The organism is Streptomyces sp. ALI-76-A (assembly GCF_030287445.1).
Lineage (GTDB): Bacteria > Actinomycetota > Actinomycetes > Streptomycetales > Streptomycetaceae > Streptomyces.
This window is the reverse complement of record NZ_JASVWB010000004.1, coordinates 991,337-1,016,827: the sequence shown is the minus strand read 5'-3', so window position 1 is coordinate 1,016,827 and position 25,491 is coordinate 991,337. Positions and strand designations below refer to the sequence as shown.

Below are 25,491 nucleotides of genomic sequence, written 5' to 3'. Positions count from 1 at the left end.
CACCCCACGTCAGTAGTCGTTTTTCATGCCGTCGCCTACGCTGACCAGGCGTTTTCAACCTCGAACGTGTTCGATCACGGCTTCGTGCCTGGCGTGACGTCGCCGACGAGTCCGCCGAGTCTGCTCTCAGGGTGGTCCGCTCCCCCATCGACCGATCATGGTCACGACCGCTGGGAGGCCGGGCGGACCCGCTTCACCGACAACAGCCGGCTCGCGGGGTGAGGAACAAGAGCAGGTCCGGCCAACAAGGTGAGCGGGAGTGGGCGGCGCGGGTGCCGGGGCGCCGGGCCACTGCTGTCAGGGGCCGCGGTCGGCGGGAGTGGGCACGCTCAGGAGTTTCGCGAGCCGGGACACCTTCGCGAATCGGCCGGTGTGGTAAGTCCCGGCGACCGCGCCGGAACGCGAGCGGCAGGGTGAACCGGGCTGAGTGTTACAGCGTGGGCAGGGGTGGCGCTCGACGTCGTCCGCTTCGGACGTGTGACTGAGCGCTTCACCTGGCGGGGATCGCCAACTGAAGCGCTCAGCGTCGTGCGGCCTGGACGGAGCTGTGCGGTGTGAATTGCACGTGCGAGGGCCTCGCGGGCTGAGGTCCAGACGAGCAAACCCCCGGCGTCACTCGAACGGCCGAGTGGCTTGACGCCAGGACGCACGTGGTCAGAGGGACTGGAGCCGGGTGCGCAGGAGGCAGAATTCGTTGCCTTCCGGGTCGGCCAGGACATGCCAGTTTTCGGTGCCGGTTTGGCCGATGTCGACGGGCCTTGCGCCGAGAGCGAGCAGCCGCTCCAGCTCAGCGACCTGGTCGCGGTCGGTGGGGTTGACGTCGATGTGCAGTCGGAGCTTCCCGGTCCGCGGGTCGCTGCTGGGGCTGAGGATGAGGGTGGGCTGCGGGCCACCGAAGCCGGCGTCGGGCGGCCCGATCTCGATGCTTCCGTCGTCTTCCCGGCCGAGTTCGACGTAGCCGAGGACCTCGCTCCAGAATGCGGCGAGCCGTTCGGGGTCGGCGCAGTCGATGACCAGCTCACTGATGCGGCATGCCATGCCTGTCAGTGTACGTAGACAACCCGAGAGTCGATCGGGTGTCTGAGTTTCTTCAGCGGTGCTGCTCCAGGGTGGTACGGCTTCGGCAATTGCGTCATGCGGTTTGGGCTGCAGCGAGGGGTGCCCCTATGGGTTTCGTCAACCCGTGGGGCGGGTTGGGGGTCGTAGAAGGTGCCATCGAGGAGCATCGCGAAAAGCACGTCAGCTCGTCGTCTCGCGAGGCAGGGAGGGCTGGGGTGTGGTGCGGTCGATGGGTATGGATGTCACTGTGTCGCGCGTCAGCCCGTCAGGGCTGCCGGACACGATGTTCGTCGGCAGGCCAGGCACTCGGCTGGTTGCAGAATCAGCCGCTGAGTGGTGGTCTCTCTCCCCCCAGCTCGGCGGTTTGTGCTCGCAGTCTGGGGCGTTCACATCAGGACGTGGGAGGAACGGCGTGGTGTAGAGGTCCCAGGTCTCCATGCAGGGCGGCGTGGAGTGCGGCCGCGAGTTCACGGGCCCGCTCCTCGCTCGACACACCGTGCATCATGAAGTAGATCGGTCCTGTGTAGGCGTCCGCACCGACCTCGTGGTTGTGGACCAAGCGGTCGATCGCGGCCCGGACAGCGCCGTTCACGGCGTCGTCGACAAGGTGTCCGGAGCCGGCTGTGAGCGTGTCCGCCTTCACGGTCCACCGTGGACCCTCGGACTCGATGGCGACGAACACGGCGCTTTGTGCCATGGCTTGCCTGTATGCCTTGTGGAAAGCCCCGGTGCCACTGGCGTTGGGGATGAGGTGGGCGGGGCAGGGAACCGGCAGCGGCTGCATGAGGGGATTGTGCAAGAGGTCAGGACATTCGCGTCCGATGACACTCCAAGGTCGTCCGGGCGGCTGCGGCGGCATCCGGGAGCGCCTTACTGGTGAAGAGGCGATGTTCTGACCCTGGACTCTTCAGTCGGACCGGCAGGCGCCAGCCAATGTCGCGCATTCGGACCGAAGGCGCGCGTCTGGTACGCACGATGCCTCGGGCCGCATAAGCCTCACGGGCCCACGCGCTCAGCACGAACCGGGGGTGAGGGCCGGGCGACGGCGGACTGAGGGCTGCGGCCTGGGGCGCAGGTCGCGGTCGACGAGGTTACGAACCCCCCGTGAACGCGGTGGCGTGGTCAACGGCCCACTGGCGAAACGTTCGCGGCGCGGTCCCGAGAATGTCGGCCACCGCAGTGGTGATGTACGCGGGCTGTCCGACCGCCGCACTCCACGCGGCGAGCAGCATGTCGACGGCCGAGCTGGGCGCCGTGCCCTCCGACAGCCTTCGGAACTCGTCCGGCGTCATCTCCTCGAATGCGATCCGGCGCCCCAAGGCATCGCCAATGACGTCCACCTGCGCGGCCTGGGTCAGCGATTCGGGTCCCGTAAGCACATAGTCGCCTCCGACGTATCCGCCCTGATAGAGCGTCCGCGCCGCGACGGTTGCGATGTCGCGGTCGTCGACCGGTGCCGACTCGGCAGCGCTGTAAGGCCACCGGACGACTTCGCCGGCCCGGATCGCGGGCGCCCACCAGGCCAGCGAGTTCGACGCGAACATCCCCGGCCGGATGATCGTCGACTCGTGTCCGGTGGCCGCGATGAGCCGCTCGATGTCGGCGTGCAGCACCGCCATGGGATTGGGCTGCTGGAAGAAGGGATGCGGCGTCTGGTGCGGGGAGGAGAGGAAGACAACCCGCCGCACGTGGGCTGCCAGCCGCTCGACGACTGCCGCGGCAGTCTGAGGCGGGGCGGTCCACACGAGGAAGACGGCACCGGCGCCGCTCAACGCCGGGTCGAGCGACTCGGGCTCAGTGAGGTCACCGGCGAAGACCTCGACGTTCGCCGGCAGCGTCGCCGCCGCCTCAGAGCGACGTGTGAGGGCACGGACCGGCACGTCCGCGTCGAGGAGTTGGTCGATGACGGCGCGGCCGACCCGGCCCGTCGCCCCAGTGACGAGCACGGGAGGAATGTCTATCTGACTCATGCCGACCATGAAAACGTTACCTGGTTAAAAAAGCAACCTGGTCATGAATGTTACGGTGGTCAGATGAGCGAGTTGACGGGACTGCGGGCCCGCAAGAAGGAGCGGACGCGCGACGCCATCGGAGACGCGGCCGTCTCGCTGTTCCTGGAGCGCGGCTTCGACCGCGTCTCGGTCAACGACATCGCCGCGGCAGCCGAGATCTCCAAGCCGACCCTCTTCCGGTACTTCCCCACCAAGGAAGACCTGGTGCTGCACCGGTTTGCGGACCACCAGGGCGAGGCAGCACGCGTCGTACGTGACCGTAAGTCCGGCATCAAACCGGTGACGGCGCTGCACCGGCACTTCCAGGCCGGCCTCGATCGGTACGACCCCGTCACCGGCCTCAACGATCACCCCGAGGTGGTGGCGTTCCATCGGCTGGTGTTCACCACACCAAGCCTGGCAGGACGGCTCACGCGGTATCAGATGGAGGACGAAGAGGCGCTGGCGGATGCCCTCGGCGAAGGCGTCCAGGCACGCCTGCTAGCCGCCCAGGTACTCGCGGTCCAACGGGTGCTCGCCCGGACCAACTGGCAGAAGATCGCCGACGGTCGCACCGCCCACGACGTCCACCCCGAAGCTGTAGCCGATGCCGACCAGGCATTCAACCAACTGCCGTGACAGGCGACGCTCCCAGTCTCTTGAGTGACCGGGCCGGTGTCCCCGCGCCCGAGAAGGAAGTAACGGATCATGTGCACCGGGGGGCTGCCTTCGACCCAGGCGAAGTAGCAGTGCGACCGCACCTCGGTGGCGTCGCGCAAGGCAAGAAGGAGATGACGTCGCCGCCGTAGCGGCGTGCCGGTCGCGGCCAGTAACCGAGCGAGTGGGCGCGGCAATCGAAAGGTCCGCCCGCTGGCACCGCAGGGGCAGGCCGGCCCTGGGCGACGCCCACGCTGGGGCGGGAGACCTGGCGAGGCTTCTGCTTAACCCCGCACTGGCCGGGTGATCCCCCTGCACCACCCACGCGGCTGCACTCTTGAGGAGACGGCGTCGACCTCCCCAGGTACACCGCCGCATCCTCACCAGCCACTCGAGACGCTACCCGCCCGCGCTGGATACATGGCTGGTCGGCCCCTGACCGCTGCGGACCGCGCCCACGGCCGCCGTCACCTGAGCCCGCACCGCACCGGGCAGTTCCCTGCCCCGGGTGGCATCCAGCAGCGCCTGGGCGATCAGCCGTACTTTGAGGTTGGTGTGCTGGGAGGTCCGCACGAGGATCTCCCAGGCTTCGTCGGGCGAGCAGTGGTACGTCGCCGCCAGCGCACCACCCGCCATGTCGATGACCGGGCGGTTCTCCAGAGCCCGCCGTAGATGCCGGATCTCCTCGTCCAGTCGCCCCGCCGCTGCTGTGCTGAGAGCTACGGCAGCGCCCTCAGACGCAGAGGTTTCAGGTTCGTCGTGAGGGCCGTGCGGCACGGAGGACCACTGCCCCCTGCCGCCGGCGCCGGGACCGGGGTCTGTGGCAGGTCGCGTCAAGACTGCCTGCCTCTCCTGCGTCCGGACACTCAGGGCCGCGGCTGTTCGCCGGCAGGCCTGCCCGGCTCTTTCGCCGGCCCGCACCGGCTGTGCACGAGTGTGGGTAACGCCAGAGGCTCACCGGCAGTGATCGTCAGGGATGCTCCCGTCGGAGCAGCACCATCGGTGGGGTGCCGGCAGGCTGCGCACAGCTTGTGACGGCCCTCGCGCGTGACCACGGTGCCCCAGCCAAGGTATTGCGTGCAGGTGCGGGCCCGGGCCAAGTCCGCGCGGGGGGGCCGGACGGTGAGAGTCGAGGCGGGCTGTGTGATCCATGCGGTGGACCTCCCGGCATGGGTGGCGTCGGCGCACAACGGCCGTATCCCACCCTGGCAGTCCCCGGGCCCGGTATCCGCTCTCATTGCGTCAAAAGTAGGCCAAGGATGGCGAGGCGAGGCGGGACGGCGGGGCAGACGTTGACGCCGCCCGGGAGAGCCTGGCCCAACTACTGGCGGCCGGCCGGTCCACCGGCTGGAACACGAAGGAGTACGGGACGCGGCTGCTACTGGGGGCGGCGTCCGGTGATGTCGTCGGGCAGGGCGATGCGGGCGGTGATGCGTTTGCCGACCGGCTCGCGGTGAACCTCGTAGCTCTGGGCGACGGCCATGACAATCTCCAGGCCGTGCTGCCCGACCCGTCCCGCATCAGCAGCCCGCGCCACCGGCAGCACCGGTTCACTGTCCCACACCATGATCTCCACCAGATCCCCGGCGATACGCAGCTCCATCAGCACCGGCCCGGGCGCGTACTTACGGGCATTGGTGACCAGCTCGCTGACCACCAGCTGCGTCAGGTCCACCGCCCGCGCCGATACCGGGATGCCGTGCTCGGTCTGCACGCGGGTGAGGAAGCCGGCCGCGCGGTGGCGTGCCTCGGCGATGACGTGCCCGTCACCGTCCAGGGCGACGGTGTCCTCGATCGGAGAACCGCCAGGCATCACACTGCTCTCGCCGCCGGCGACTGGTTGCGCCGCGTCCATCCTTGTATCTCCCCGCTCATCCGCTGGCGCGTACCCTTCCCTCTGCCTCACATGTCCCCGTGGGCTCGGGTACGCAGCGGGCCGAACGGGTGTTCACCGTAGTATCAGGGCAGGCTGCCAACGCACGTCGTGCCGGGGCCGTGTCCCCTGACAGCGAATACCTGCGAGGAACCGTGACAGACCCCCACAGAGCAGCCCGGCCCGGCCTGTTGGTCGGCCACCGCGCCGTCGACGGCATCCGGGTCCTCACCCTGAGCGGCGAGATCGACCACGGCGTCACGGACATCTTCAGCAAGGCGCTGTTGTCCTTCGACGACGCGACGCCGCCCAGGACCGTGGTCGACCTCAGCGGCGTGACCTTCATGGACTCCAGCGGCATCAACGCCCTCATCACCGCCCACCAGGCCATGAGCAACGCGCAGGGATGGCTGCGTATCGCCGGCGCCCAGCCGTCGGTGCTGCGGGTCCTTGAGCTTGTCGGCCTGGACGACGTCATCGACTGCCATCCCACCGTCGAACAGGCCCTGACCGGCTGACCGGCTGACTGGCGCCGCGCCGGGCGCGGTGTTCTACGCGGGTTCGGCGTCCGGGGCATCGTGCCGGCGGGTGCGCTGGTGCACGGCCGCCTCCAGTTCCCGCCCCACCCGCTCGGGCAGCTCCTGGCCCAGCGCCCAGGCGATCACCGACTCGGCCACCGTGTGCAGCTTGGTGCTGGTGTGCTGGGAGACCTCGCGCAGCACCTCGAACCCGACGGCCGGCGCCAGCCGGTGGACCGCGGCGAGGACCCCGATGACCTGGTCCACCATCGCATGCGAGCTGAGGGCCTGCCGCAGCTGCGCCACCTCCCGCTCCAGGCGGGCGATCACGGCACCGTCACGGATGCCTCGGGCGAGGGCCGCGGCACGCGGGAGCTCGTCATGCTGGTCTCCCTACAAGGGCAACACATCCCCGTACGCCTGCCCACGACCACGACAGCAAGGCACCCTGACAGCGCTGTGACAGGCAGCACAAGGGGGAGGGCTCTTCACCGGGCCGACGCCCGGCGAAGAGCCCGAGAGGCTGCTTCCCAACCCCTCCCCCGCTGGGTGGCCACCGCGTTCCCGCTCACTCCTCAAGCGTTGTGCAAGCAAGGAACAGGCAACCAAGGGAAGACGGTAGTCATCCCGGGCGGTGCCGAGGGACGCGGGCGCGCGGCGGGCGGGGCAGGCCTCCCCCGCCGCCGGCGCCACCAACGGTCCCGTCGCGTCCGGCCGGCCCGCCTGATCCCACATGACCGGCCGCCACCCGCAGGCCGGCCACACCGGCATGATGCGGACATGAAGAAGACCACGGACACGCCGGCCGGCGAGGAGTCCGCTGCCCTCCGCAACCGGGTGTGGGACGTCCTGATCCCCGCCCGTGCCGGCTACCTGGCCCGCGTCTCACCGCACTACGACGAGGTCTTCCATGACGTCGCGCAGCGAACCGAGCGCGCCGGCATTCTCAGCAAGACGGACATCGCAGCCCTGGTCGTCCGGAAACGACTCTCCGCACAAACCCGATGGGTGTCGGCGCTCATGTCCCTACTCGACGCACAGGTCCGCTCCGTCACCGAGCGGGCGGTCACCGCGGTCCGCGACACCACCCTCCCGCGCAGCGAGGCCACCCGCACAGGGCGCGGCATCATCTACGAACCTCGGAATCACAGCTCTATGGGCACGGACCCGGCCCAATTGCGGCGGGCCGGGCTCCCAGTGCCACAGGCAGGATTGTCGCTGCCCTCGGTCCGCGTGGGATCAGTGGTGTTTGTCGATCGCTCGGAAGCTGCCTACAAGCGCGTACGGCACCACGGCCCCATCGAAGACCATCGTGCCGGGGATTGCGCTGATGGAGCCTCGGGGCCCAATAGTCGCAATTGGAGCGCCGGCGTCGCAGGTAATCCCGTTGAAGAATTCGACGGTCTTGTCACTCTCGTTTCGGGCGTTGAAGCTGGTGGCGGGACTACTGATCACAGCGGTGCACACACCCGGCTCTGTTGAATACGTTCGCTCGTTGACACGGATCCGTCCGTCGTCGTCCTTCCTGTCGTGGTGCTTCGTCTGGCCGTCGCCTCCGAAGTTCGTCTGGCCATCGCCTCCGAGGTTCGTCTGGCCGTCGCCTCCGAGGGGAGCAGAGGCAGCGGCATCCTGCACCGACGGGGCGGACTTCGGAGCGGAACTGGATGCCGAGGCATTGTGCACAAAGGTTGCAGCCAGGGCCGTAATTCCTACCGACGCTGCGATCGCGACAACGGCACGCCTACGCGCTCCGTATCTCCTTCTCTCAGACATTCCGTTTCTCCATCTCTCAGGGATGCCAACTGAGCGGCCGACCAGAAATGAACATACTCACGCCCTATTCATGACGCCACTTCAGAAATGACTGAGGGGTGACAAAAAGGGCCGATTGGGTGTTCGAAAGCCCAGGGCCATTTTTGTGATGGTCCATCAGAAACCCTGAAACGAGAGGGACTTGGCAAGGAAATTGAGCCACCCGAGGGGCCGGGCTGACGCTCCTTCACACTGCTGTCGGCGTGTCGTTCCTTGATAACACTCCACACAGCGGCTAGAAGGCTGATGAAGGTCTTGGGTTCTGGCTCCGCAGTATTCGGCAGAGCCAGACTCGTCTTGTGGCGATGGGTGAGTGGGTCGGTGAGACCGTTGGGCCGGACGTGTGGGAGACCTGCCGGGAACTGATCCCGGTGGGGAGTGTGTTCGCGTTCCTGGCAGAGCATCGTGCCAAGCTGTTCCCGGCTGAGATGTTCGCGGACATGTACCCGTCGGCGAACGGACGGCCGAGCATGCCACCGCAGATCCTGGCCGCCGCGATCACCTTGCAGGCCCTGCACGGGCTGTCGGACTTCGAGACGGTCCAGGAACTGCGGTGCGACCTGCGGTGGAAGGCCGGATGCGGACTGGGCCTTCACGACATGGCGTTCGATCCGTCGCTGCTGGCCTACTTCCGCCGCCGGCTGTCCTGTTCCGCCCGTCCCAACCGGATCTTCGAGGCCGTGCGCGAGGTCGTGAAGGCCACCGGCGTCCTCAAGGGCAAGCACCGCCGGGCGCTGGACTCCACCGTGCTGGACGACGCGGTCGCCACCCAGGACACCGTCACCCAGATCATCGCTGCCGTCCGCGCGGTGATCCGCGAGGTCCCCGGCGCCGAAGCGGTCGCCGCTGCGCAGTGCACCGCGCACGACTACACCGACCCGGGCAAGCCCCGCATCGCCTGGAACGACGCGCAGACCCGTGCCGAGCTGGTCGACGCGCTGGTCACAGACGCGCTGCGGCTGCTGGGCCACCTGCCCGACCAGCAGCTCGGGGAGAAAGCCGCGAACGCGGTGGGCATCCTGGCCCTGGTCGCCGGGCAGGACGTCGAGCCCGCCGAGGACTCCGACGGCCGCGACGGACGCCGGCGCATCACCCGGGGCACCGCCCCCAACCGGATGGTCTCCACCGTCGATCCAGAAGCCCGCCACGTGCACAAGACCCGCAGCCACCAGCAGGACGGCTCCAAGGCCCACCTGGCCGTCGAGCCCGAGACCGGCTTATACACCGCGCTCGCCCTGCGGCCCGGCTCCGGAGGTGGACACCACGAGGCCGCCGTCGGCCTGGACCTGCTTGCCGACGAGGACAACCCGCTGGGCGTCTTCGGCGACACCGCCTACTCCACCGGCGATGTCCGCCAGACCCTCCACGAGGCCGGGCACCAACTGTTTGAACGCGCCGTCGCCTGGCTCGTCCACCACGGCAACCGGCGCCTGCGCTACCGCGGCACCATCAAGAACAACATGTGGCTCCACACCCGAGCCGCCGCACTCAACCTCCGCCGACTGATCAACCTCGGACTCACCCACACCAGTGGCACCTGGCACATCGCATCGGCCGTACATGACCGGAGGGCTGTCCGGCCTGACGGCCGGACAGCCCTCACCAGTAGTACTTCGTTAGACCGGGGAAGAGGGCTGACCGCTGGTTTGCGCCGGTGTCCGAACCGGCCGTGCGGGCGACGACTTGTCCTTTTGCACCGACGGCGGCGGCGCTAAGGTCGGCAACCGACCATATCGCGGCGGCGATGGAAAGAGGGGAGCGAATGAGCCGGTATGCCCATGTGGCATTCACCGAGAACGTCCGGCGCGTGCAACGGGAAAGGGGCAGTGCCCAGGCAATGGACCGGCTGCTCGCGGCACACGAAGGCGAGCCCGACCGGCTGGGCCCGGACGAGGCCGCCTTCATCGGGGCGCGCGACGGTTTCTACCTGGCCAGCGCCGGCGAGGACGGCTGGCCCTACGTGCAGTTCCGGGGCGGTCCGCCCGGTTTCGTGCACGTCCTGGACGCCGGGACGCTCGCCTGGGTCGAGGTGCGCGGAAACCGGCAGTACATCACCACCGGCAACCTCCGGTCCGACGACCGGGTGTCACTGTTCTTCATGGACTACCCGCACCGGACCCGGCTGAAGATTTTCGGACACGCCGAGACCAAAGATCCGGTCGAATTCCCCGAATTGCACGGACGGCTGGCCGATATTCGCACGGACGGCCCGTTGGAGCACCTGATGGTGATCCGGGTCGAGGGCATCTTCTGGAATTGCCAGAAACACATCACCCCCCGCTTCTCGGAGGCGGAACTCGCCGAGGCGCTGCTGCCGGTGCGTGAGCGGATGGAGATGCTGGTGGAGGAGAACCGGGCCCTGCGGGCCCAGCTCCAGGCACGGGAGTGAGCGGCACCCTCGGGGCGCCCTTGGGCGCCCCGAGCTCCGACGACCGGGTCCCCCGCGCGGCGCGCGGGGGACCCGGTCGTCACTGTGCGGCGAGACGGGCGCGGATCAGCCACAGGCGGTTGGCGTGGCGCCGCTCGCGCGGCTGCACCTCGTAGGGCCAGCGGCCCTCACCGGCACCGGGCTGCCCGGGCTCCTTCAGGCTCTCGATCTCCCAGCCGTTCGCGGCGAGGAACGGCTCCGGCTCGTCCGTGCCGAAGATCCAGGGCGTGCCGTCCGCCGCGAGCCGGTCGAGGAACGCCTTGGAGAACGGGCTGCGCAGCAGCCCCCGGCCGAGGATGTCGAAGGCGAGGTGGCTGCCGGGCGCGGAGGCCGAGGCGAACAGCCGCAGCAGTGCGGCCGCCTGTTCCTCGGTGAGGAAGAACGTCAGGGCCTCGGCGACCCACAGGGTGGGCCGCGACCGGTCGAAGCCGGCCTCCTCCAGCGCGGGCAGCCACTCCTGGGTGAGGTCGGCGGACACCTCGTGGCGCCGCACGTTCGGCTTCGCGCCGAGCTTGTCCAGCCGGCGCCGCTTTTCTGCGATGAGGGGGCCGTGGTCGACCTCGTACACGTCGACGTCGTCGGGCCAGTCCAGCCGGAACGCGCGGGTGTCCATGCCGGCGGCGATCAGCACGACCTGGCCGATGGTGCCGTCCGCCAGCAGGTCGCGGATCGCGTCGTCGAGGAAGCGGGTGCGGATGGAGATGAATGGCAGCAGTCCGCCGCCGACGTAGCGGTCGATGAGTTCGAAGCCCTTGGGTTCGGCGAGGTCCCGCGCCAGGGGGTCGACGAACAACGCGTCCTCGCGCTCGGACTCCAGCGCGCGGGCGGCTGCCATCCACTGGGCGGTGTACGAAACGGCGTGCATGGGTGTGGTGATCCCTTCTAGGGCGGCATTGAGCGGGTGATGGCAAAGAGGCGTGCTCAGCTTCGGATGACGGTCTTGGCGCGCATCAGGAAGTCGGCGAGGAATCCGTCGTGCGGCAGTCCGGGCGCGATCCGGTACGTCGGCACGTCACCCACGTACACATTGCTGATGGTCGGTTCGTCCAGCAGCTGGTCGATCAGCTCCTCCTGACGGGTCAGAACGGTGAGGACGAGGCTGTGCCGCAGCACGGCGAGCCCCGCCTCGGGGGTCCAGGGCGCCACCCACACGCAGGGGAAGGGCAGCTCAGCGCCCAGTTGCGGCGCGTCGGCGCGGTCGGTCTGGTGCACGGCCGGCCGCAGCACGGCGCTGCCGTCGCCGAGTTCGGCCACCACCCCGTCGGCTCCCAGCCACGGCCGGGTGCCGGCGGCCCGTTTCGTCAGGTGCGCCGCGAGAGCCCGGGCGGTGGCGACGGGCTGAACCGGCAGGACGGCCTTGTCGTCCTCGGGCGGGAGGACCGGCAGCGCGCCCAGGCGCTCGGCCAGGGCCTCGCACAGCGGCGTCGGGTCACCCTCGATGTGGACGGAGGTGGCGTTGACGCATCCGGTGCCGCCGTGGTGGGCGACCGACTCGACGATGGTGTCGAGGTGGTCGCGCCAGTCGACGTCGGCGGTCAGCAGGACCTTGGAGCGGCCCGGGCCCTGGGTCAGCACCGTCGGATCGGCGCGGTAGCGGCGGACCACGTCCTCGCCGCCGTACACCATGCCGAGGTCGGTGCCGTTCAGCAGATCGTCCGTGCGGTCGTGGCCGGTGGGCAGCAGTGCCACGTGGTCGGGGGCGAAGCCCGCGGTGCGCAGGGCGCTGATCAGTCGGTGGGGCGTGAAGGGTTCGCGGCGCGAGGGGCGCACGGCGACGCGATAGCCGAGGGCCAGAGCCTCGGGCCACAGGCTGTGCGTTCCGGGGTGGTTGCCCGCGGCGTTCACCGCGAAGGTCTCGCCGCGCCGGGTCCACACCGCGCGGCCGGCCCGGGTGAGCGGGTCGCGCCAGTCCTCGGCCGCGCCCTGCGGCCGGGCCTGCCGGGCACTGCGGTGGGCGACGGACAGGCGGGCGCCGATGGCGCGGGTCGCCGTGCGCACAACGGAGACGGGTACGCCGCCGACCCGGCTCACGGCGTGCTCGTACTCGGCGACGGACCGGCCGGCCACGGTACCGGAGGCGAACAGGTCCGCGGCGCGGGCCAGCGCGGCGGCCCGCTCGTCCGGGGCCAGAGGCGCGGCACGGCGCAGCGCGGCGAGCGTCCGGTGCACGAACACACCGGGCACCAGGCTCAGTTCGGCGGTGGGCGCGCCCGTGACATCGGTGACGGCGAGCCGGTTGCGGGCGCGATAGGGGACCTTGGGTCCGAGCGCGTCCAACTGGAGCGGTTCCCCACCGCCGGCCGTCGGATCGCCGGGTGCGGCGGACATCAGTAGACCCCCTCGATGACCGTCTCCTCCTCGAACGTGTCCACGGGCGCGATGTCGGCGACGGAGTCCCCGAAGCCGCCCTCGGGCGGCTCGACCCGGGTAGCCAGGTCGCGTTCGAGGTTGTTGGGCAGCAGGAACGACTTGCTGACGTGGTGGGCGACCACGCGTCCGCGCTCCCCGTACGCGACGGGCTTGCGGGTCTGCGGGTCGACGACTTGGAAGGTGACGTACGGGCCCAGGGTGTCGAAGACGCAAGGGCCGTCGCCGGGGAGTCCCGGGCGCTCGCCGGCGAAGCCCAGGATCATCGTGCTGCCGTAGTTGCCGCTGAACACCGTGTCGGGAAAGACCTCCGTGCGGTACAGGTGGCGGGAGTCGGCGTCGAGCTGGGTGCCGCCCCAGCGGATGGCGCGGACCTTGTCGTTGACCAGGTCGACGAGGTCGTTGCGACGGGTCAGCCGCTCCAGCAGCGGCGGGGTGATGGTCAGCACGGAGACGTCCTGGGTGCGCAGCACCTCCTCGGCCTGGTCGATGACGTGTTCGGCGTACGCGGAGGCCTCGCCGCCGCGCCCCTCGGCGATGGTCCGCTTCACCCAGCGCGGGTCGAGGTCGACGGAGAAGCCGTACCGCCCGTGGGTGGTGGCGGAGCGGCGGAAGTACTCGCCGACGATGTGCGGGCCGCTGGGGACCAGGCCCAGCCAGTCGGCGCCGCGGGGGAAGCCGTGGGCGTCCAGTGCCGCGTTGCTCCAGGCGAGCATCCGCTCCAGCCAGTCGCGCAACAGGACCACGCGTTTGGGGGCGCCGGTGGTGCCGCCGCTCTCGAAGACGCCCACCACGTCGGGACAGTTCCCGTAGCCGCGCGGGATCAGGTCGGCGGCCGGCACGTGCCGCAGTTCGGCCGCGACGTTCGGGAAGAGGGTGAGGTCGTCGAGGGTGCGTACGTCACGGCGGGGGTCGAAGTCGAGTGTCCCGGCGCGCTTCAGCCAGAACGGTGAGCCGGTGTCCGGGTGGAAGTGCCAGGCCATGGCGGCCTGGACGAAGGCGTCCGGGTCGGGCCGGGTGTCGAGCGGAGGTTCGAGGATGCCGGTGATCTCGGCGATGTCCAGCGTCATGGTGCGTCCCAGGGAGGTCTGCGGTCAGGAGTGGGGGGCGGCGGCCAGGGCGACGGGATTGCCGTCCGGGTCGGTGACGTAGGCGATCCGCTCGCCCCACGGCATGTCCACGGGGGCGCGCAGCAACGGGACCGACGCGTCGGCGAGCTCCTTCAGCGTCATGTCGAGGTCGTCGACCAGGACGAACATCTCGAACCGCGGCCCCCGACCGGCCGGGCTGCCGTACTGGGTCTCGGGCCAGGCGGTGGAGACCACGGCCAGCTCCGCCGTGCCGCGCCGCAGGGCGATGTAGGTGGGTTCGCCCTCGGGCGGGTTCTGGCGCCAGCGGGTGAAGCCGAGCCGCTCGTAGAACTCGGCGGTCGCCGTCACGCGGTCGGCGAAGATCAGGGGGAACGCGCGTTCCTGCATGGGCCGGTGGCTCCTGGGGTCGGTGGGTGAGGGGGTCGGGGGCGCGTCGTGCGCGGGGTGGTGGAAGGAGCGGTCGACGTACACCAGCGGGGTGCGGCCGCCGGTGGAGGTGGCCTCGACCCGGCCCAGGAGCAGGCTGTGGTCTCCAGCGTCCAGCACGGACTGCAGCCTGCACGCGATGCGGACCGATCCCCGGGCAGCCCGGGCAGTCCCAGCTCCAGGGGGCGCATCTCCCCGGTGGCGAACCGTTCGATGCTCGACGTGGCGAACCGCCGCGCGATGTGCTCATCGCCCCGGCCCAGCACGTTCACGAGGAAGTGCCGGGCGCGGGTGAACGCCGCGTGGGTGCTGGCGTCCTTGTCCAGGCAGACCAGGACGAGCGGCGGTTCCAGCGAGGCGGAGCTGAACGAGCCGGCGGTGAAGCCGTGCGCGGTGCCGCCGGCGTCGGCCGTGGTGACCACGGTCACCGGGCCCGGTACGCGGGACATGGCGCGGGTGAAGTCGGCGGTCTCCATGGCCGGCCGTCCCGCCGCTAGGGCTGGAGCCGGGAGACGTGCCAGGCATCCCGGTCCCACGCGTACCTCAGTCGGTGGTGCAGCCGGTCCGACCGCGCGCTCCAGAACTCGACCTCGTGGGGCCGCAGCCGGTAGCCGACGAATCGGTCCGGGCGGTCGAGCGCCGTTCCGGTCTCGCCGAGCAGCTCGGCCTCCGAACGCAGCGCCGCCGGATCGGTGAGCGGCTCGCTCTGCCGGGACGCCGCGGACATGGCGTGCAGGGGCACGGGCCGGGCGTGCCACAGGGCGTCCGCCTCGGCGTCGCCGACCGGGACGGCGGGCCCACCGAGGCTGATCTGACGGCCTGTCTCACGCCAGTAGAGCAGTCCCGAGGCCCAGCCGGTCTCGGCGATGTCCCGGCTCTTGCGGCTGGTGCTGTGCGTGGTGAACAGCAGTCCCTGGTCGTCGATTGCGGTGAACGCCACGATGCGGGTGGAGGTCCGGCCCCGTTTGTCGGCGGTGGCCAGGGCCAGTGCCCGCGGTTCCCGCACGCCCCGCTCGACCGCGTCGGCCAGCCACCGCTGCACCAGGCCCATCGGCTCGGGCGGGGGGGCGTCGTACTCCGGGAAGCCGAGGTCGGTACGCCCGGTGAGGCTCTCGAACTTGCTGGTGCTCATACCGTGCCTTCCTGGCGGCGGATACCCGCCGGGCGCCTAGACGTAGAGGGTGCCGCGCCCCACCGGGACGCCATGGCCGCCGACGTGAACGGACGTGATGTGCTCGCCGTCGCCCTCGGCCGTGGCGAGCATCAGTGAGGGGCGGCCCATCTCGACGCCCTGGAGGATCTCCAGGTGCTGCCGGTAGGCGGCCAGGCCGTGCCGGGCGAGATGGATGGCGAGCGGTCCGGCCGCCGAGCCGGTCGCCGCGTCCTCCACCACGCCGTAGGCCGGGGAGAACATCCGGGTGCGCCAGTGCCGGCCCTCGCCCGCGAAGCAGTTGGCCGCCATGTCGGGGAAGCGGGACAGCGCGCGGTGGTCCGGCCGCAGCGCCGACAGGGCGGCCACGCTCTCCAGGCCCACGAAGACGTGTCGGGGGCCGTTGCGGTACGCCTCCACCGGTGCGGTGGAGGCGGTCACGCCGAGCGCGTCCAGCAGTTCCTCCGCATGCTCGTACGGTTCCCAGACCGGGTGCGGTTGGTGCATGCGGACCGTCACCGCGCCGTCGTCGTCACCGAGTTCGACGGGGACGGTCCCCATCGCCGTCTCCAGCCGGAGCCGGTCCCGCTTCAGCGTCTCGCCGAGCGCGACCGCTGTGCCGAGCAGCGGGTGCCCGGCGAACGGGAGCTCGTTGACCGGCGTGAAGATCCGGATGTGCGCGTCGCCGCCCTGCCGGGCGGGCAGCACGAAAGTCGTCTCGGAGAGGTTCATCTCCCGCGCGATGCGCTGCATCAGCTCGGCCGTCAGGTCGGACGCGTCGAGGAACACGGCGACGGGGTTGCCGTACAGGGGCCTTCGGGAGAAGGCGTCCACCAGCATGTACTCGTGCATCAGCGAGGCTCCTGAAGGGCGGGACGGACGGGTTCAGCCGGTCAGCGCGGCACCGAGACCGTGCAGGACGGGCAGGGCGTGCACGCCCTCGGCGACGGCTTCGACGTCGAAGCGCATGCGGTGACCGGGGGGCCGTCCGATCAGTTCGGCGGCCCGGTTGGGCGGCAGGGGGTGGCCGGCCGGCCGGTCCGTCTCCCAGACCATGACGGCGCCCCACCGGTTGCGGTCCCGGTCGGCCACCCAGAACTTCAGGCGCAGCCCGGGTACGTCGGCCCAGTCGTCGGCCACCCCGTCGCGCAGGTGGGTCCGCAGCGACTCGACGCTCTGCGGTGATCCGTCCAGGTCCCACCAGGCAATCTCCAGCTTCACCGGGTGAGCACCCCCCGCAGGGCGTCGGCGAGCAGCCGGGGGCCGTCGACGGTGAGCACCGATTCGGCGTGGAACTGGAAGGAGGCGAAGCGCGGCCCGCGCAGCGCGTCCACCTCCCCGGTGGTCGGGTCCCGGCTGACCTCGACCCGTCCCACGCCGGGTACGTCCCGGTGGTCGGAGGGGCTGACGGCCGCGAAGGTGTTGTAGTAGCCGACGCGTTCGGTCCGGCCGAACAGGTCGATGGTCCGCTGCACGCCCTGGTTGGGCTCGGCCCGCCGGATCAGGTCGAAGCCGAGTCTGAGGCTGAGCACCTGGTGGCTCAGGCAGACCGCGAGGAAGGGGAGGCGGTCCGCCAGCAGCCTGGCCACGGCCGCGTCGAGCGCCGCGATCTTCGGGTCGGCGCCGGCCCGCGGATCGCCCGGTCCGGGGCCCATGACGACCGCGTCGTACCCGTCGAGGGCGTAGGGCTTGTCGTAGCGCAGGACCTCCGCGGTGGGCCCCAGGGCTTCGAGCTGCTGCGCGATCATCGCGGTGAAGGTGTCCTCGGCGTCGACCACCAGCACCTTCAGGCCCTCCAGCGCGGGTACGGTCAGCGAGCCCGGGAGCGTGGACGCCAGCCAGAAGTCGGCGATGTCCGCGTTGCGGCCGCGCAGGGCCTCGCGGATCTCGGGGTGGCCGGCGAAGCGGGGGGCCGGGGTGCCGGCCGGAGCGGCGGGGAGTGTTCCCGCGTCGGGGGCCGCGTCCAGGGCGTCGAGCAGGCCGGCCGCCTTGGCCCGGGTTTCGGCCGCCTCGGCCCGCGGGGACGAGTGGCGCACCAGGGTCGCGCCGACCGTGAGTGCCAGACGGCCGTCGGGCGCGATGTCGGCGGTGCGGATCAGGATGGCCGAGTCCATCGACCGCTCGCCCGAGGGCTCGCGGCTGATCAGTGCGGCGACGCCGCTGTAGTAGCCGCGGCCCTGGGGCTCGTGGCGGGCGATGACCCGGGCCGCACTCTCCACGGGGCTGCCGGTGACGGTCGGCGCGAACAGTGTTTCGCGCAGGATCTCACGGACGTCGCTGCGGGTGCGGCCCTCGATGAAGTACTCCGTGTGGGCGAGCCGCGCCATCTCCTTCAGGGCGGGCCCGGTGACCCGGACGCCGGGCTCGCAGATCCGGGACATCATCTTCAGTTCCTCGTCGAGCACCATGTACAGCTCGTCGGTCTCCTTGCGGTCCTGCAGGAACGCGGTGAGGCCGTCGAGGTCGGGGCCGCCGGGCGGGTAACGGTAGGTGCCGCTGATGGGGTTCATCACGGCGCGGCCCTCCCGCACCGAGACGTGGCGCTCGGGGGTGGCGCCCACGAAGGCCCGGCCGCCCACGTGGATGACGAAGGTCCAGTACGCGCTCGGCTCCAGCGCGGTCAGCCGCCGGAAGACGGCCAGTGCCGTGTGCGGGGAGTAGTCGCCGAGGTCGGCCAGCAGGGTGCGCCGGAGGACGAAGTTGGCGCCCTCCCCGGTGCCGATCTCGTCGGCCACCACGCGCCGCACGATGTCGGCGTACTCCTCGTCGGACAGGTCGAAGCGGTGCCCGGACAGGGTCACCGGGGCGCCGGGCAGCCGGGCCAGGGTGTCCGCCAGGGGCAGCGTGGCCTGCTCGGTGACGGCCAGGGCGATCAGCGGAGCCCCGTCGTCGGGGGCGGCGAAGCCCCGCTCGGCGAGCTGCCGGTAGGGCACGAGGACCAGCGCCTCGTGGGCCGGGCCGGCGGCGGGGGCGTCGGTGGTCTCGGGCAGCGGAAGAGCGGCCAGCGAGGCGGGGTGGGAGACCTCGCCCAGCAGGACGTCGACCGTGCCGGGCGTGCCGCCCTCCGGCCGGTGCAGCAGCGCGAAGTCGAGCGGTGCAGGCGCGGCGAGGACGCGGTCGAGCAGGTCGGGGCCGACGGGCCGGCCCGCCGCGTCCGGGGCGCTCACCGGAACACCTCGGCGCCGGGCAGCACCACCCCGCAGCGCTGGGCCACGTAGTCCAGGGCGAGGCGGTGCCGCTCGGCGGAGAAGTCGGCGACGGCGTCGGCGGCGAGGAACACCTGGATGTCGTGGCTGAAGGCGTCGACGGCCGTGGCCAGCACGCCGATGTGGGCGTAGACCCCGCACAGCACCAGTTGGTCGCGGCCGGCGGCCCGCAGCCGCTCCAGGAGGTCGGAGCCGTGGAAGGCGCTGTAGCGCCGCTTGGTCAGCAGCCAGTCGTCCGGGTCGGGGGCCAGTTCCGGCACCACCTCGCGGTCCTCGGGCGCGGTGCGCATGCCCGGACCCCAGAAGTCCTTGAGCAGCCCCCGCTCCGCCTCCGTCATCCCGCCCGGCTGCGCGGAGTAGCCGACCGGGACTCCGAGGCTCGCGGCGCGCTTGCGCAGGAGCGCGGCGTTGTGGACGAGCTGGGAGCGGAGCGGGTCGGGGAGCGGACGCAGGAAGAAGCGCTGCATGTCGTGGACCACCAGAGCCGCGCGCTGGGGGTCCGGCGCCCAGGTGGCCACGTTCGTCGGGAGGCTGTCTGCCGTCGGCAGGGCGTAGGGGGCGATGGCGGGTATGCCAACCACCGGTCGGCTCCTTTCATGGCGGTGAGGGGAAGGGGGCCCGGGGCGGGACAGATCGTGTGGCCGCCCGGGGGCCCGGGCGGCGGCGTTCAGAGCGTCCTCGCCCAGCCGGACACCAGGTGCAGCGCCTGCTGCGGATTGAGCCGGGGATCACAGAAGGTGGTGTGGCGGTCGCCCACCCTGCCGATCTCGGAGATGTCGGCGGCGCACTCCGTGACGTCGTCCGGGGTGGTCTCCAGGTGCAGTCCGCCGTTCACGCCGCCGACCGCCGCCATCACCTCGCCGAAGCCGTGGATCTCCGTGAGCATCACGTCCAGCAGCCGGGTCTTGTGGCCGTCGGGGCTGGTGATGGTGTTGCCGTGCATCGGGTCGCACAGCCACACCGCCGGATGCCCCGCGGCCCGTACCGCCTCCACCAGCGCCGGCAGCCGGCTGGACACGAAACCGGCGCCCATCCGGGCGATGAGCACCAGCCGCCCGGGCTGTCGTGCCGGGTCCAGCCGTTCGGCCAGCTCGGTGACGTCCTCGGTGGTGGTGCCCGAGCCGACCTTGCAGGCGACGGGGTTGACGATGCCGGCGAGGAGCCGGACGTGCGCTCCGTCCGGCTGGCGGGTCCGCTCCCCGATCCACGGCAAGTGCGCGGAGCCGAGGAAGGGCCGGCCGGGGCCGACGGACCGCAGCATCGGCAGCTCGAAGTCGAGCAGCAGTGCCTCGTGACTGGTCCAGATCCGTTCCGCGGCCGGGCGGCCCGCGTTGACCGCGTCCAGCTCCCGTACGACGTCCTGGGCGGCCCGGAAGCAGGTCAGGATGCGCTCGGGGTCGGGGCGCCGCTCGGCCGGGTCGGCCTCCGGCCCGTTGACCATGTGCCCGCGGAAGACCGGCAGGGTGACGTCGCCGACCTGCTCCACCGGCTTGGAGCGGGGTTTGGCGAACTGTCCGGCGATCCTTCCGACCCGCACGACCGGCTTCCCGGTGACCGCTTCGACGGTGCTGACGAGCCGGTCCAGCAGCGCGGTCTTGCGGCGCACGTGGTACGGGGTCGACTCCGCCGGGTCCTCGGCGCAGTCCCCGGCCTGCAGCAGGTGGGCCCGGCCGGCGGCGACGTCGGCGAGCAACTGCCGCAGCTCTTCGACGCCGTCCGCGGTCACCAGCGGCGGACAGGTGCCGAGGGTGTCGCGCACCCGTGCCACCGGGCGGGCGTCCTCCCAGTGGGGCTGCTGGAGGGCTGGTGAGGTCTGGATGTCCTGGACTGTGGTGCGCACGGTCTCCCCCTGCGGGGTCGAGTCGGGGATCTACGGTCGGTCGGCTGGCGTCAGGTCGGGATGCCGTCCCGGCGGACCGTGGGGACCTCGATGCCCAGGGCCCGGAACTGCTGGCAGGGGTTCATGAACTCGCGCTGCTGCTTGATCTTTCCGTCCTCGAACAGGAAGGAGTGCAGGAAGTGGTTGCGGTAGTGGCCGGGCGGATAGCCCGGGAAGAGGATCTGGCCCTCGCCGTCGCACTCCACCCAGAAGCGGTTGGGGTCCTGGGTGTCGAAGATCTCGACGTTCGTCCACGCCCAGTCCGGGAAACACTTCAGCGACCAGACGGCGTGCTCGCCGAGCCGGTTCCGGCCGTTGATGACGATGGGCTCGCCGGTCTCCGTGGTCCACAGGCCGCCGGTGCCGTCCTCCGTGAACAGCAGGTGCCGTTCCAGCCGGTCCTGGCCGCGGGTGTTCATGTACTGCGCGACGATGGCGCGGTTGTGCTGGCGTATCTCGTGCTCGTCGGACATGCGTGATCTCGCTTTCCGTCGTCGCTGGGCGTGCCGGGGCGCTGTCGGTCCGCGTCGGCGGGACACAGCGAATGGCCCGGTGCGCCCGGGAGTCGTAGGGGTGCGTCGCTGGCAGCTGCGGTCTGACGGCACGGGCGGGGCGGGCCCGCCCCGCCCGTGCCGTCAGACCAGCATGCTGATGGTGCGCGGGTCGTGGCCGACCAGCGCGCTGCCGTAGACCTGCTCGGGGATGCCCATGCCGAAGCCGGCGTGCCGGCTGCCCACGTGGACGTCGCGCCAGAGCCGTTGGAGTGGGCTGGACTCGTCGAAGGCGGAGGAGCCGTAGACGGTGACGATCTCGTCGACCGCCTCGCGGCACTGCTGGACGACGTGGGTGGAGTCCATGCGGGCCCGGGCGCGGGTGAGCAGGTCCGGGTTCTCGCCCGCGCGGGCGTGCTCGTCGACGCTGTCGGCCAGCCTCCGGGCGTGCAGCCGGGCGGTGTCGAGCCGGGTCGCGGCCCGGGCCAGGCCCAGCCGGGCGCTGGGCGACTCCGCCTGGTTGGCGTAGGTGGTGCCGGCCACCCGGCGGGTGGCCGCGTGCTCCAGGGCATAGTGCAGGGCCGCGTCGGCGCCGCCGATGAGCGAGCCGATCAGGCCGGTCATGAACACCCCGGTCAGGCTGTTGCGGTACGGGCGGTCCGCCGGGACCAGACCGTCGGTCTCGCCGTCGATCAGCGGCTTGTACGGGAGCAGCCGGTGCTCGGGGACGATGATCCGGTCCGCGACGACCGTGTTGCTGCCGGTGCCCCGCATCCCGGTGAAGTGCCAGGTGTCCCGGATCGACACGTCGCCGGCCGGCATCAGCGCGAAGTGCGGCTGGGGCCCGCTTCCAGTGTCTGCCAGCACCAGACCGCCGATCCACTCCGCGTGCAGCGAGCCGGAGGCGTACGGCCACTCGCCACTGACCCGGGTGCCCCCGTCCACCCGCTCCACGGTCCGCACCGGCGCACCCAGGATGAGCGCGGTGCGGGCGTCCGGGTTCTCGCCCCACACTTCCTCCCGGGTCCGTTCGGGGAAGAGCGAGACGACGAAGTTGCCGACGTTGAGCACGCCGGTGACCCAGGCGGCCGAGGGGCAGCCGCGCCCGAGTTCGGCGCAGACCTCCAGCAGCGTGCGCACCGAGGTCTCGTGGCCGCCCAGTCGCTCGGGGGTCAGCAGCCTGGTCAGGCCGGTGCCGGTGATGCGGGACATGACCTCGTCGGACAGCCGGCGGGCCCGGTCACTTTCCGCCGCCTGTTTCCACAGTTCTTCACGGAGTTCGGCGGCACGGCCGACCAGCTCGGCCTGTGGGGAATCCAAGTTCTTCTCTGAACCGGGCAATTTCCTTTTCCTTCCGGATTTTCAGGACGCGGACGTCCCGGTGCGGATGTCGCTCCGGATGAATCACGGTCCGTTTCTCCCGACCGCCACGGCATCGTACGTTGACCGGCCCGGCGCAACCACCCCGGATAACTTCACGGGAGCAGATGCGAAATATCGCGTTCCGCTTCCGGCGCTTCGCCGGGGCCGGATACCCGGCGCGAAGAAAGCGGAATAGATTCTTCCCTGCCGCCACCCGCACCTGCGCCGCCTGCGGCCGGGACGCGGCGTCGGCACGCCACGGGCCCCGTTCAATCGTGGAGTTTCCTCAGTTGAACACGGCCCGCCCCGGGGCGGGCGTGCCTTACGCACAGAACGGCGGTGTGGTAATCCCTTTGGTTCGGCAGCGCAGGACACCGGACCCTTTCACCGTGGGAGACCTGTATGAGCAAAAGCACCCAGCAGCCCTTTGATTTCGCGACTGCCGACTTCAACGCCGTCTACCGCGGGGGTGACCTGCTGGAGGACGCCGGCATAACCAAGGTCCCCTGGGACATTGCTGAACCCCAGCCCGGTGTCATTGAATTCGAGCAGCGGGGCCGAATTCGCGGTGAAGTACTGGACGCCGGTTGCGGTCTCGGCGACAACGCCGTCTTCCTGGCGTCCCGCGGTTACCGCGTCACCGCCGTCGACGCCGCCTCCACGGCGATCGAACGGGCGATCGAGCGGGCCGGGGACGCCGACATCGAGTTCGCCGTCGCGGACGCCACCAGCCTGGCCGGGTACGAGGGCCGCTTCGACACCGTGCTGGACAGCGCGCTGTTCCACACCCTGGACGCGGACGGCCGCAGCCGGTACGCCGCCGCGCTGCACCGGGCCGCCAGGCCCGGCGCCTGGCTCGACATGCTGTGCTTCGCCGCCGTACCGGGCGGGATGCCCGAGCCGCTCGCCGTGACCGAGCAGGCGGTGCGCCACATCCTGACCGAGGCCGGCTGGACGGTGACAGAACTGCGCCGGTCCACCTATCTGGGTGTCGCGGAGGCCACCCGGACCTTCCTGGCCAAGACCGGTGTCCAGGTGGAGATCGACGACCGGGGACGCACCCTGCTGCCGGTCTGGTCCGTCCTGGCCGAGCGGTCCTGATCCGCCCGCGGGGCCGGCCGGACCACGGCCGAACCCTGGCCGCCGGCGCCCGCCCCGCCCGTTGCACCACCGCACTCTCTCGAAAGAAGGTCTGCCGATGGCGACGACCGTCAAGCCCGTCAAGCTGGATCTGACCCGGCTGGAAGCGATGGCGGAGTCCGACTACTACAACCCGTACACCATCTTCGACTGGCCGGAGACGCTGGAGACGGACCGGCCGTGGATGAGCGAGGACCTGGTCACGCTGGCCGGGACCGAGGAATGGGACGCGCTGACACGTGAGCAGCAGCTCGCCCTGACCCGGCACGAGGCGGTGCACTTCTTCAGCCTCAACGTCCACGGCATCCGCGAACTGCTGAGCGAGGTCGTGCTCCGCATCCACACCAGGACTTACGCCGACGCCTCGGAGTTCCTCCACCACTTCATCGGTGAGGAGAACGAGCACATGTGGTTCTTCGGGACCTTCTGCCTGAAGTACGGCGGCAAGGTGTACCCGGCGGTCCCGCAGGTCGGCATGGGCCGGATCGAGGGAGTCGGCGAGGCCGCGACCGAGCTGGTGATCTTCGCCCGGATCCTGATCTTCGAAGAGCTCGTCGACTACTTCAACGCCCGCATGGCCACGGACCAGGCACTGCCGCACATCGCGCGGGAGATCAACCGGGTTCACCACCAGGACGAGAGCCGGCACGTCGCCTTCGGGCGGCACCTGTTCACCCAGCTCCTGGACCAGGTCAAGGAGCGCCGGCCGGAGGACATCCCCGTGCTGGCCAGGTACCTGGACGCGTACCTCGAGTACAGCGTCCGCAGTCTGTACAACCCCGCTGTCTACCGCGACGCCGGTCTGGCCGAGCCGCTGGAGCTGCGCCGCCGGCTCCTGGAGCACCCGGCCCGCCACGCCGCGCACGACAGCATCCTCAACCGCACGCGGAAGTTCCTCGCCCGAAACGGCCTGCAGGTTCAGGGAGCCACGGCATGAGCGACGACAAGCTGTCCAAGATCCTCGACTTCATCCACCAGCGCAACCCGGAGGTGGGCGAGCTCGGCATGGACGACGACCTCATCGACCGCCGGGCGGTCGACTCGCTGGCGTTCGTCGAGTTCCTGTACCTGCTGGAGGAGCTGAGCGGCGAGACCATCGACCCGGAGGACATCGACGTGGAGGACTTCCGCACCCTGCGCGCCATCGAGAAGCGCTTCCTCGTGGGAGCGGCGAACTGATGGGTACCGGCACCCGGACGGACAACGGCCTGGGCGTGCTCGGCGCGGACGAACTGCGCCTGCTCCGGGCCTTCGACTCACTGGTGCTGTCGTGGGCGCAGCAGCTGGGCGCCCAGGAACGCCGCTATCCGTTCCTGCTGCGGCCGCGTGATCTGGAGGACATCGACTACTACGAGAACTTCCCGCACCTGGGCCTGGCGGCGACGACGGCCGACCCGGAGCGGCTGAAGGAGCTGCGGGCCGACGCCGAGGGCCCGCTCGAGGCGCTGCCGACCGGGGTCCTCAACGACGCCGCGCTGGCCCTGCCGTCCGCCGCCTGCTATTCGGTCTACTTCCACCTGCGCGGCCAGACGCTGCCCGCGCCGGAGAACCGCGTCAGCACCCTCGCCACCTGCTTCCGCAACGAGACGCACTACGAGGGGCTGCGCCGGCTGCTCGGCTTCTCGATGCGGGAGATCGTCTTCGTCGGGACGGCCGACGGTGCCACGCAGCACCTGACCCGGACCCAGGAGCTGGTGCTGGGCCTGGCCGAGCGGCTCGGCCTGAAGGTGGAGACCCAGGTGGCCACCGACCCGTTCTTCGACCGCAACGGATCCCGGGCAAAGATGCAGCGGCTCTTCCCGGTCAAGGAGGAGTTCGTCGTCGACGGCCTGGCCATCGGCTCGGTGAACTACCACCGCAACTTCTTCGGGGAGCGCTGCGAGATCTCCCTGCCGGACGGCACGCCCGCCTCGACCAGCTGCTGCGCCTTCGGCCTGGAACGGTGGGTGCACGCGCTGACCGCCCGGTTCGGCGACGCCCGGACGGCCGTGGAGGCGCTGCTGGACGCGGCGTGAAACCACCGGCCGCGGCACCGACTCGG

General features: G+C 70.7%; 28 protein-coding genes and 1 pseudogene. 9 read left to right on the top strand and 20 right to left on the bottom strand.

Annotated features, from left to right (window positions below; translation table 11 throughout):
• Nucleotides 1-297: 297 nt before the first annotated feature.
• The 4 genes from QQS16_RS44145 to QQS16_RS40590 all read right to left on the bottom strand — a co-directional run bounded on the left by QQS16_RS44145 (nt 298) and on the right by QQS16_RS40590 (nt 3,029).
• Nucleotides 298-594 (bottom strand): zinc finger domain-containing protein, encoded by a 297-nt coding sequence (locus tag QQS16_RS44145; RefSeq protein WP_502963997.1) that lies wholly within the window; start codon nt 592-594, stop codon nt 298-300.
• 60 nt (nt 595-654) lie between these two features.
• Entirely contained in the window at nt 655-1,038 is a 384-nt protein-coding gene (locus QQS16_RS40600; RefSeq protein ID WP_286067676.1) for a VOC family protein, read from the bottom strand.
• Nucleotides 1,039-1,450: 412 nt separating this feature from the next.
• Nucleotides 1,451-1,843, bottom strand: coding sequence for a hypothetical protein (locus tag QQS16_RS40595; RefSeq protein WP_286067674.1), 393 nt, complete (start codon nt 1,841-1,843; stop codon nt 1,451-1,453).
• Between the two features lie 307 nt (nt 1,844-2,150).
• Nucleotides 2,151-3,029, bottom strand: coding sequence for an NAD(P)H-binding protein (locus tag QQS16_RS40590; protein ID WP_286067673.1), 879 nt, complete (start codon nt 3,027-3,029; stop codon nt 2,151-2,153).
• A gap of 63 nt (nt 3,030-3,092) precedes the next feature.
• Here QQS16_RS40590 and QQS16_RS40585 point away from each other — a divergent pair, with 63 nt between their 5' ends.
• Nucleotides 3,093-3,689 carry a TetR/AcrR family transcriptional regulator gene (locus tag QQS16_RS40585; protein ID WP_286067671.1) on the top strand — a complete coding sequence of 199 codons (597 nt, stop codon included), beginning with the start codon at nt 3,093-3,095 and terminating at the stop codon, nt 3,687-3,689.
• A 417-nt stretch (nt 3,690-4,106) separates the two neighbouring features.
• Here the strand turns inward: QQS16_RS40585 and QQS16_RS40580 are convergent, their stop codons facing one another.
• Nucleotides 4,107-4,484 (bottom strand): ANTAR domain-containing protein, encoded by a 378-nt coding sequence (locus QQS16_RS40580; protein WP_286067669.1) that lies wholly within the window; start codon nt 4,482-4,484, stop codon nt 4,107-4,109.
• Nucleotides 4,485-5,085: 601 nt separating this feature from the next.
• A complete protein-coding gene (locus QQS16_RS40575) occupies nt 5,086-5,520 on the bottom strand; it encodes an ATP-binding protein (RefSeq protein ID WP_286067667.1) in 435 nt (144 codons plus the stop codon).
• Nucleotides 5,521-5,735: 215 nt separating this feature from the next.
• On the opposite strand from QQS16_RS40575, the gene QQS16_RS40570 reads away from it, so the two are divergent.
• Nucleotides 5,736-6,098, top strand: a complete 363-nt coding sequence (locus QQS16_RS40570; protein ID WP_286067666.1) for an STAS domain-containing protein — start codon at nt 5,736-5,738, stop codon at nt 6,096-6,098.
• Between the two features lie 33 nt (nt 6,099-6,131).
• Here the strand turns inward: QQS16_RS40570 and QQS16_RS40565 are convergent, their stop codons facing one another.
• Nucleotides 6,132-6,428, bottom strand: a complete 297-nt coding sequence (locus QQS16_RS40565) for an ANTAR domain-containing protein (RefSeq protein WP_286067664.1) — start codon at nt 6,426-6,428, stop codon at nt 6,132-6,134.
• 450 nt (nt 6,429-6,878) lie between these two features.
• Here QQS16_RS40565 and QQS16_RS40560 point away from each other — a divergent pair, with 450 nt between their 5' ends.
• The 3 genes from QQS16_RS40560 (at nt 6,879) to QQS16_RS40550 (ending at nt 10,299) form a co-directional block, all read left to right on the top strand.
• The gene (locus tag QQS16_RS40560) at nt 6,879-7,580 is read left to right on the top strand and encodes a hypothetical protein (protein ID WP_286067663.1); all 702 of its coding nucleotides are present in this window, start codon (nt 6,879-6,881) and stop codon (nt 7,578-7,580) included.
• Between the two features lie 635 nt (nt 7,581-8,215).
• A complete protein-coding gene (locus QQS16_RS40555; protein ID WP_502963996.1) occupies nt 8,216-9,625 on the top strand; it encodes a transposase in 1,410 nt (469 codons plus the stop codon).
• Complete coding sequence (locus tag QQS16_RS40550) at nt 9,580-10,299, top strand: pyridoxamine 5'-phosphate oxidase family protein (RefSeq protein ID WP_286067662.1); 720 nt, start codon at nt 9,580-9,582, stop codon at nt 10,297-10,299. Before QQS16_RS40555 ends, QQS16_RS40550 begins: the two co-directional genes overlap by 46 nt.
• Before the next feature lie 79 nt (nt 10,300-10,378).
• Here the strand turns inward: QQS16_RS40550 and QQS16_RS40545 are convergent, their stop codons facing one another.
• From QQS16_RS40545 to QQS16_RS40485, 13 genes and pseudogenes are all read right to left on the bottom strand, one after another.
• A complete protein-coding gene (locus QQS16_RS40545) occupies nt 10,379-11,203 on the bottom strand; it encodes a class I SAM-dependent methyltransferase (RefSeq protein WP_286067661.1) in 825 nt (274 codons plus the stop codon).
• Between the two features lie 56 nt (nt 11,204-11,259).
• On the bottom strand, nt 11,260-12,666 hold the full coding sequence (locus QQS16_RS40540; protein WP_286067660.1) for an aldehyde dehydrogenase family protein: 1,407 nt from the start codon (nt 12,664-12,666) through the stop codon (nt 11,260-11,262).
• Nucleotides 12,666-13,775: a phenylacetate--CoA ligase family protein gene (locus tag QQS16_RS40535; RefSeq protein WP_286067659.1), complete on the bottom strand. Its 1,110-nt coding sequence runs from the start codon at nt 13,773-13,775 to the stop codon at nt 12,666-12,668. Before QQS16_RS40535 ends, QQS16_RS40540 begins: the two co-directional genes overlap by 1 nt.
• 24 nt (nt 13,776-13,799) lie before the next feature.
• Nucleotides 13,800-14,342, bottom strand: coding sequence for a VOC family protein (locus tag QQS16_RS40530; RefSeq protein ID WP_286067658.1), 543 nt, complete (start codon nt 14,340-14,342; stop codon nt 13,800-13,802).
• 92 nt (nt 14,343-14,434) lie between these two features.
• A pseudogene (locus QQS16_RS44140) lies at nt 14,435-14,671 on the bottom strand (flavin reductase family protein); the annotation flags it as partial.
• A 44-nt stretch (nt 14,672-14,715) separates the two neighbouring features.
• Complete coding sequence (gene phzG, locus QQS16_RS40520) at nt 14,716-15,354, bottom strand: phenazine biosynthesis FMN-dependent oxidase PhzG (RefSeq protein WP_286067657.1); 639 nt, start codon at nt 15,352-15,354, stop codon at nt 14,716-14,718.
• Nucleotides 15,355-15,390: 36 nt separating this feature from the next.
• Entirely contained in the window at nt 15,391-16,224 is an 834-nt protein-coding gene (locus QQS16_RS40515) for a PhzF family phenazine biosynthesis protein (protein ID WP_286067656.1), read from the bottom strand.
• 33 nt (nt 16,225-16,257) lie between these two features.
• Complete coding sequence (locus tag QQS16_RS40510) at nt 16,258-16,593, bottom strand: hypothetical protein (protein WP_286067655.1); 336 nt, start codon at nt 16,591-16,593, stop codon at nt 16,258-16,260.
• Nucleotides 16,590-18,539 carry an anthranilate synthase family protein gene (locus QQS16_RS40505; protein ID WP_286067654.1) on the bottom strand — a complete coding sequence of 650 codons (1,950 nt, stop codon included), beginning with the start codon at nt 18,537-18,539 and terminating at the stop codon, nt 16,590-16,592. Before QQS16_RS40505 ends, QQS16_RS40510 begins: the two co-directional genes overlap by 4 nt.
• A complete protein-coding gene (locus tag QQS16_RS40500; RefSeq protein ID WP_286067653.1) occupies nt 18,536-19,159 on the bottom strand; it encodes an isochorismatase family protein in 624 nt (207 codons plus the stop codon). Before QQS16_RS40500 ends, QQS16_RS40505 begins: the two co-directional genes overlap by 4 nt.
• Nucleotides 19,160-19,245: 86 nt before the next feature.
• The gene (locus QQS16_RS40495) at nt 19,246-20,418 is read right to left on the bottom strand and encodes a 3-deoxy-7-phosphoheptulonate synthase (RefSeq protein ID WP_286067652.1); all 1,173 of its coding nucleotides are present in this window, start codon (nt 20,416-20,418) and stop codon (nt 19,246-19,248) included.
• Between the two features lie 50 nt (nt 20,419-20,468).
• Complete coding sequence (locus tag QQS16_RS40490; RefSeq protein ID WP_286067651.1) at nt 20,469-20,930, bottom strand: PhzA/PhzB family protein; 462 nt, start codon at nt 20,928-20,930, stop codon at nt 20,469-20,471.
• 162 nt (nt 20,931-21,092) lie between these two features.
• Nucleotides 21,093-22,268, bottom strand: a complete 1,176-nt coding sequence (locus tag QQS16_RS40485; protein WP_286067650.1) for an acyl-CoA dehydrogenase family protein — start codon at nt 22,266-22,268, stop codon at nt 21,093-21,095.
• Nucleotides 22,269-22,712: 444 nt separating this feature from the next.
• On the opposite strand from QQS16_RS40485, the gene QQS16_RS40480 reads away from it, so the two are divergent.
• From QQS16_RS40480 to QQS16_RS40465, 4 genes are all read left to right on the top strand, one after another.
• Entirely contained in the window at nt 22,713-23,411 is a 699-nt protein-coding gene (locus QQS16_RS40480) for a class I SAM-dependent methyltransferase (protein WP_286067649.1), read from the top strand.
• Nucleotides 23,412-23,508: 97 nt separating this feature from the next.
• The gene (locus tag QQS16_RS40475) at nt 23,509-24,387 is read left to right on the top strand and encodes a diiron oxygenase (RefSeq protein WP_286067647.1); all 879 of its coding nucleotides are present in this window, start codon (nt 23,509-23,511) and stop codon (nt 24,385-24,387) included.
• Nucleotides 24,384-24,629, top strand: a complete 246-nt coding sequence (locus QQS16_RS40470; protein ID WP_286067646.1) for an acyl carrier protein — start codon at nt 24,384-24,386, stop codon at nt 24,627-24,629. Before QQS16_RS40475 ends, QQS16_RS40470 begins: the two co-directional genes overlap by 4 nt.
• Nucleotides 24,629-25,465: a class-II aminoacyl-tRNA synthetase family protein gene (locus tag QQS16_RS40465; protein ID WP_286067645.1), complete on the top strand. Its 837-nt coding sequence runs from the start codon at nt 24,629-24,631 to the stop codon at nt 25,463-25,465. The genes QQS16_RS40470 and QQS16_RS40465 overlap by 1 nt, the downstream gene beginning before the upstream one ends.
• Nucleotides 25,466-25,491 lie beyond the last annotated feature (26 nt).

Bases quoted from the DNA above. Each gene is read 5' to 3' on its own strand.
- QQS16_RS40555 (WP_502963996.1), top strand. From the start codon at position 8,216: ATGGGTGAGTGGGTCGGTGAGACCGTTGGGCCGGACGTGTGGGAGACC.
- QQS16_RS40490 (WP_286067651.1), bottom strand. From the start codon at position 20,930: ATGTCCGACGAGCACGAGATACGCCAGCACAACCGCGCCATCGTCGCG.
- QQS16_RS40545 (WP_286067661.1), bottom strand. From the start codon at position 11,203: ATGCACGCCGTTTCGTACACCGCCCAGTGGATGGCAGCCGCCCGCGCG.
- QQS16_RS40465 (WP_286067645.1), top strand. From the start codon at position 24,629: ATGGGTACCGGCACCCGGACGGACAACGGCCTGGGCGTGCTCGGCGCG.
- QQS16_RS40515 (WP_286067656.1), bottom strand. From the start codon at position 16,224: ATGCACGAGTACATGCTGGTGGACGCCTTCTCCCGAAGGCCCCTGTAC.
- QQS16_RS40540 (WP_286067660.1), bottom strand. From the start codon at position 12,666: ATGTCCGCCGCACCCGGCGATCCGACGGCCGGCGGTGGGGAACCGCTC.
- QQS16_RS40480 (WP_286067649.1), top strand. From the start codon at position 22,713: ATGAGCAAAAGCACCCAGCAGCCCTTTGATTTCGCGACTGCCGACTTC.
- QQS16_RS40595 (WP_286067674.1), bottom strand. From the start codon at position 1,843: ATGCAGCCGCTGCCGGTTCCCTGCCCCGCCCACCTCATCCCCAACGCC.
- phzG (WP_286067657.1), bottom strand. From the start codon at position 15,354: ATGAGCACCAGCAAGTTCGAGAGCCTCACCGGGCGTACCGACCTCGGC.
- QQS16_RS40470 (WP_286067646.1), top strand. From the start codon at position 24,384: ATGAGCGACGACAAGCTGTCCAAGATCCTCGACTTCATCCACCAGCGC.
- QQS16_RS40585 (WP_286067671.1), top strand. From the start codon at position 3,093: ATGAGCGAGTTGACGGGACTGCGGGCCCGCAAGAAGGAGCGGACGCGC.
- QQS16_RS40535 (WP_286067659.1), bottom strand. From the start codon at position 13,775: ATGACGCTGGACATCGCCGAGATCACCGGCATCCTCGAACCTCCGCTC.
- QQS16_RS40475 (WP_286067647.1), top strand. From the start codon at position 23,509: ATGGCGACGACCGTCAAGCCCGTCAAGCTGGATCTGACCCGGCTGGAA.
- QQS16_RS40575 (WP_286067667.1), bottom strand. From the start codon at position 5,520: ATGCCTGGCGGTTCTCCGATCGAGGACACCGTCGCCCTGGACGGTGAC.
- QQS16_RS40600 (WP_286067676.1), bottom strand. From the start codon at position 1,038: ATGGCATGCCGCATCAGTGAGCTGGTCATCGACTGCGCCGACCCCGAA.
- QQS16_RS40590 (WP_286067673.1), bottom strand. From the start codon at position 3,029: ATGAGTCAGATAGACATTCCTCCCGTGCTCGTCACTGGGGCGACGGGC.
- QQS16_RS40560 (WP_286067663.1), top strand. From the start codon at position 6,879: ATGAAGAAGACCACGGACACGCCGGCCGGCGAGGAGTCCGCTGCCCTC.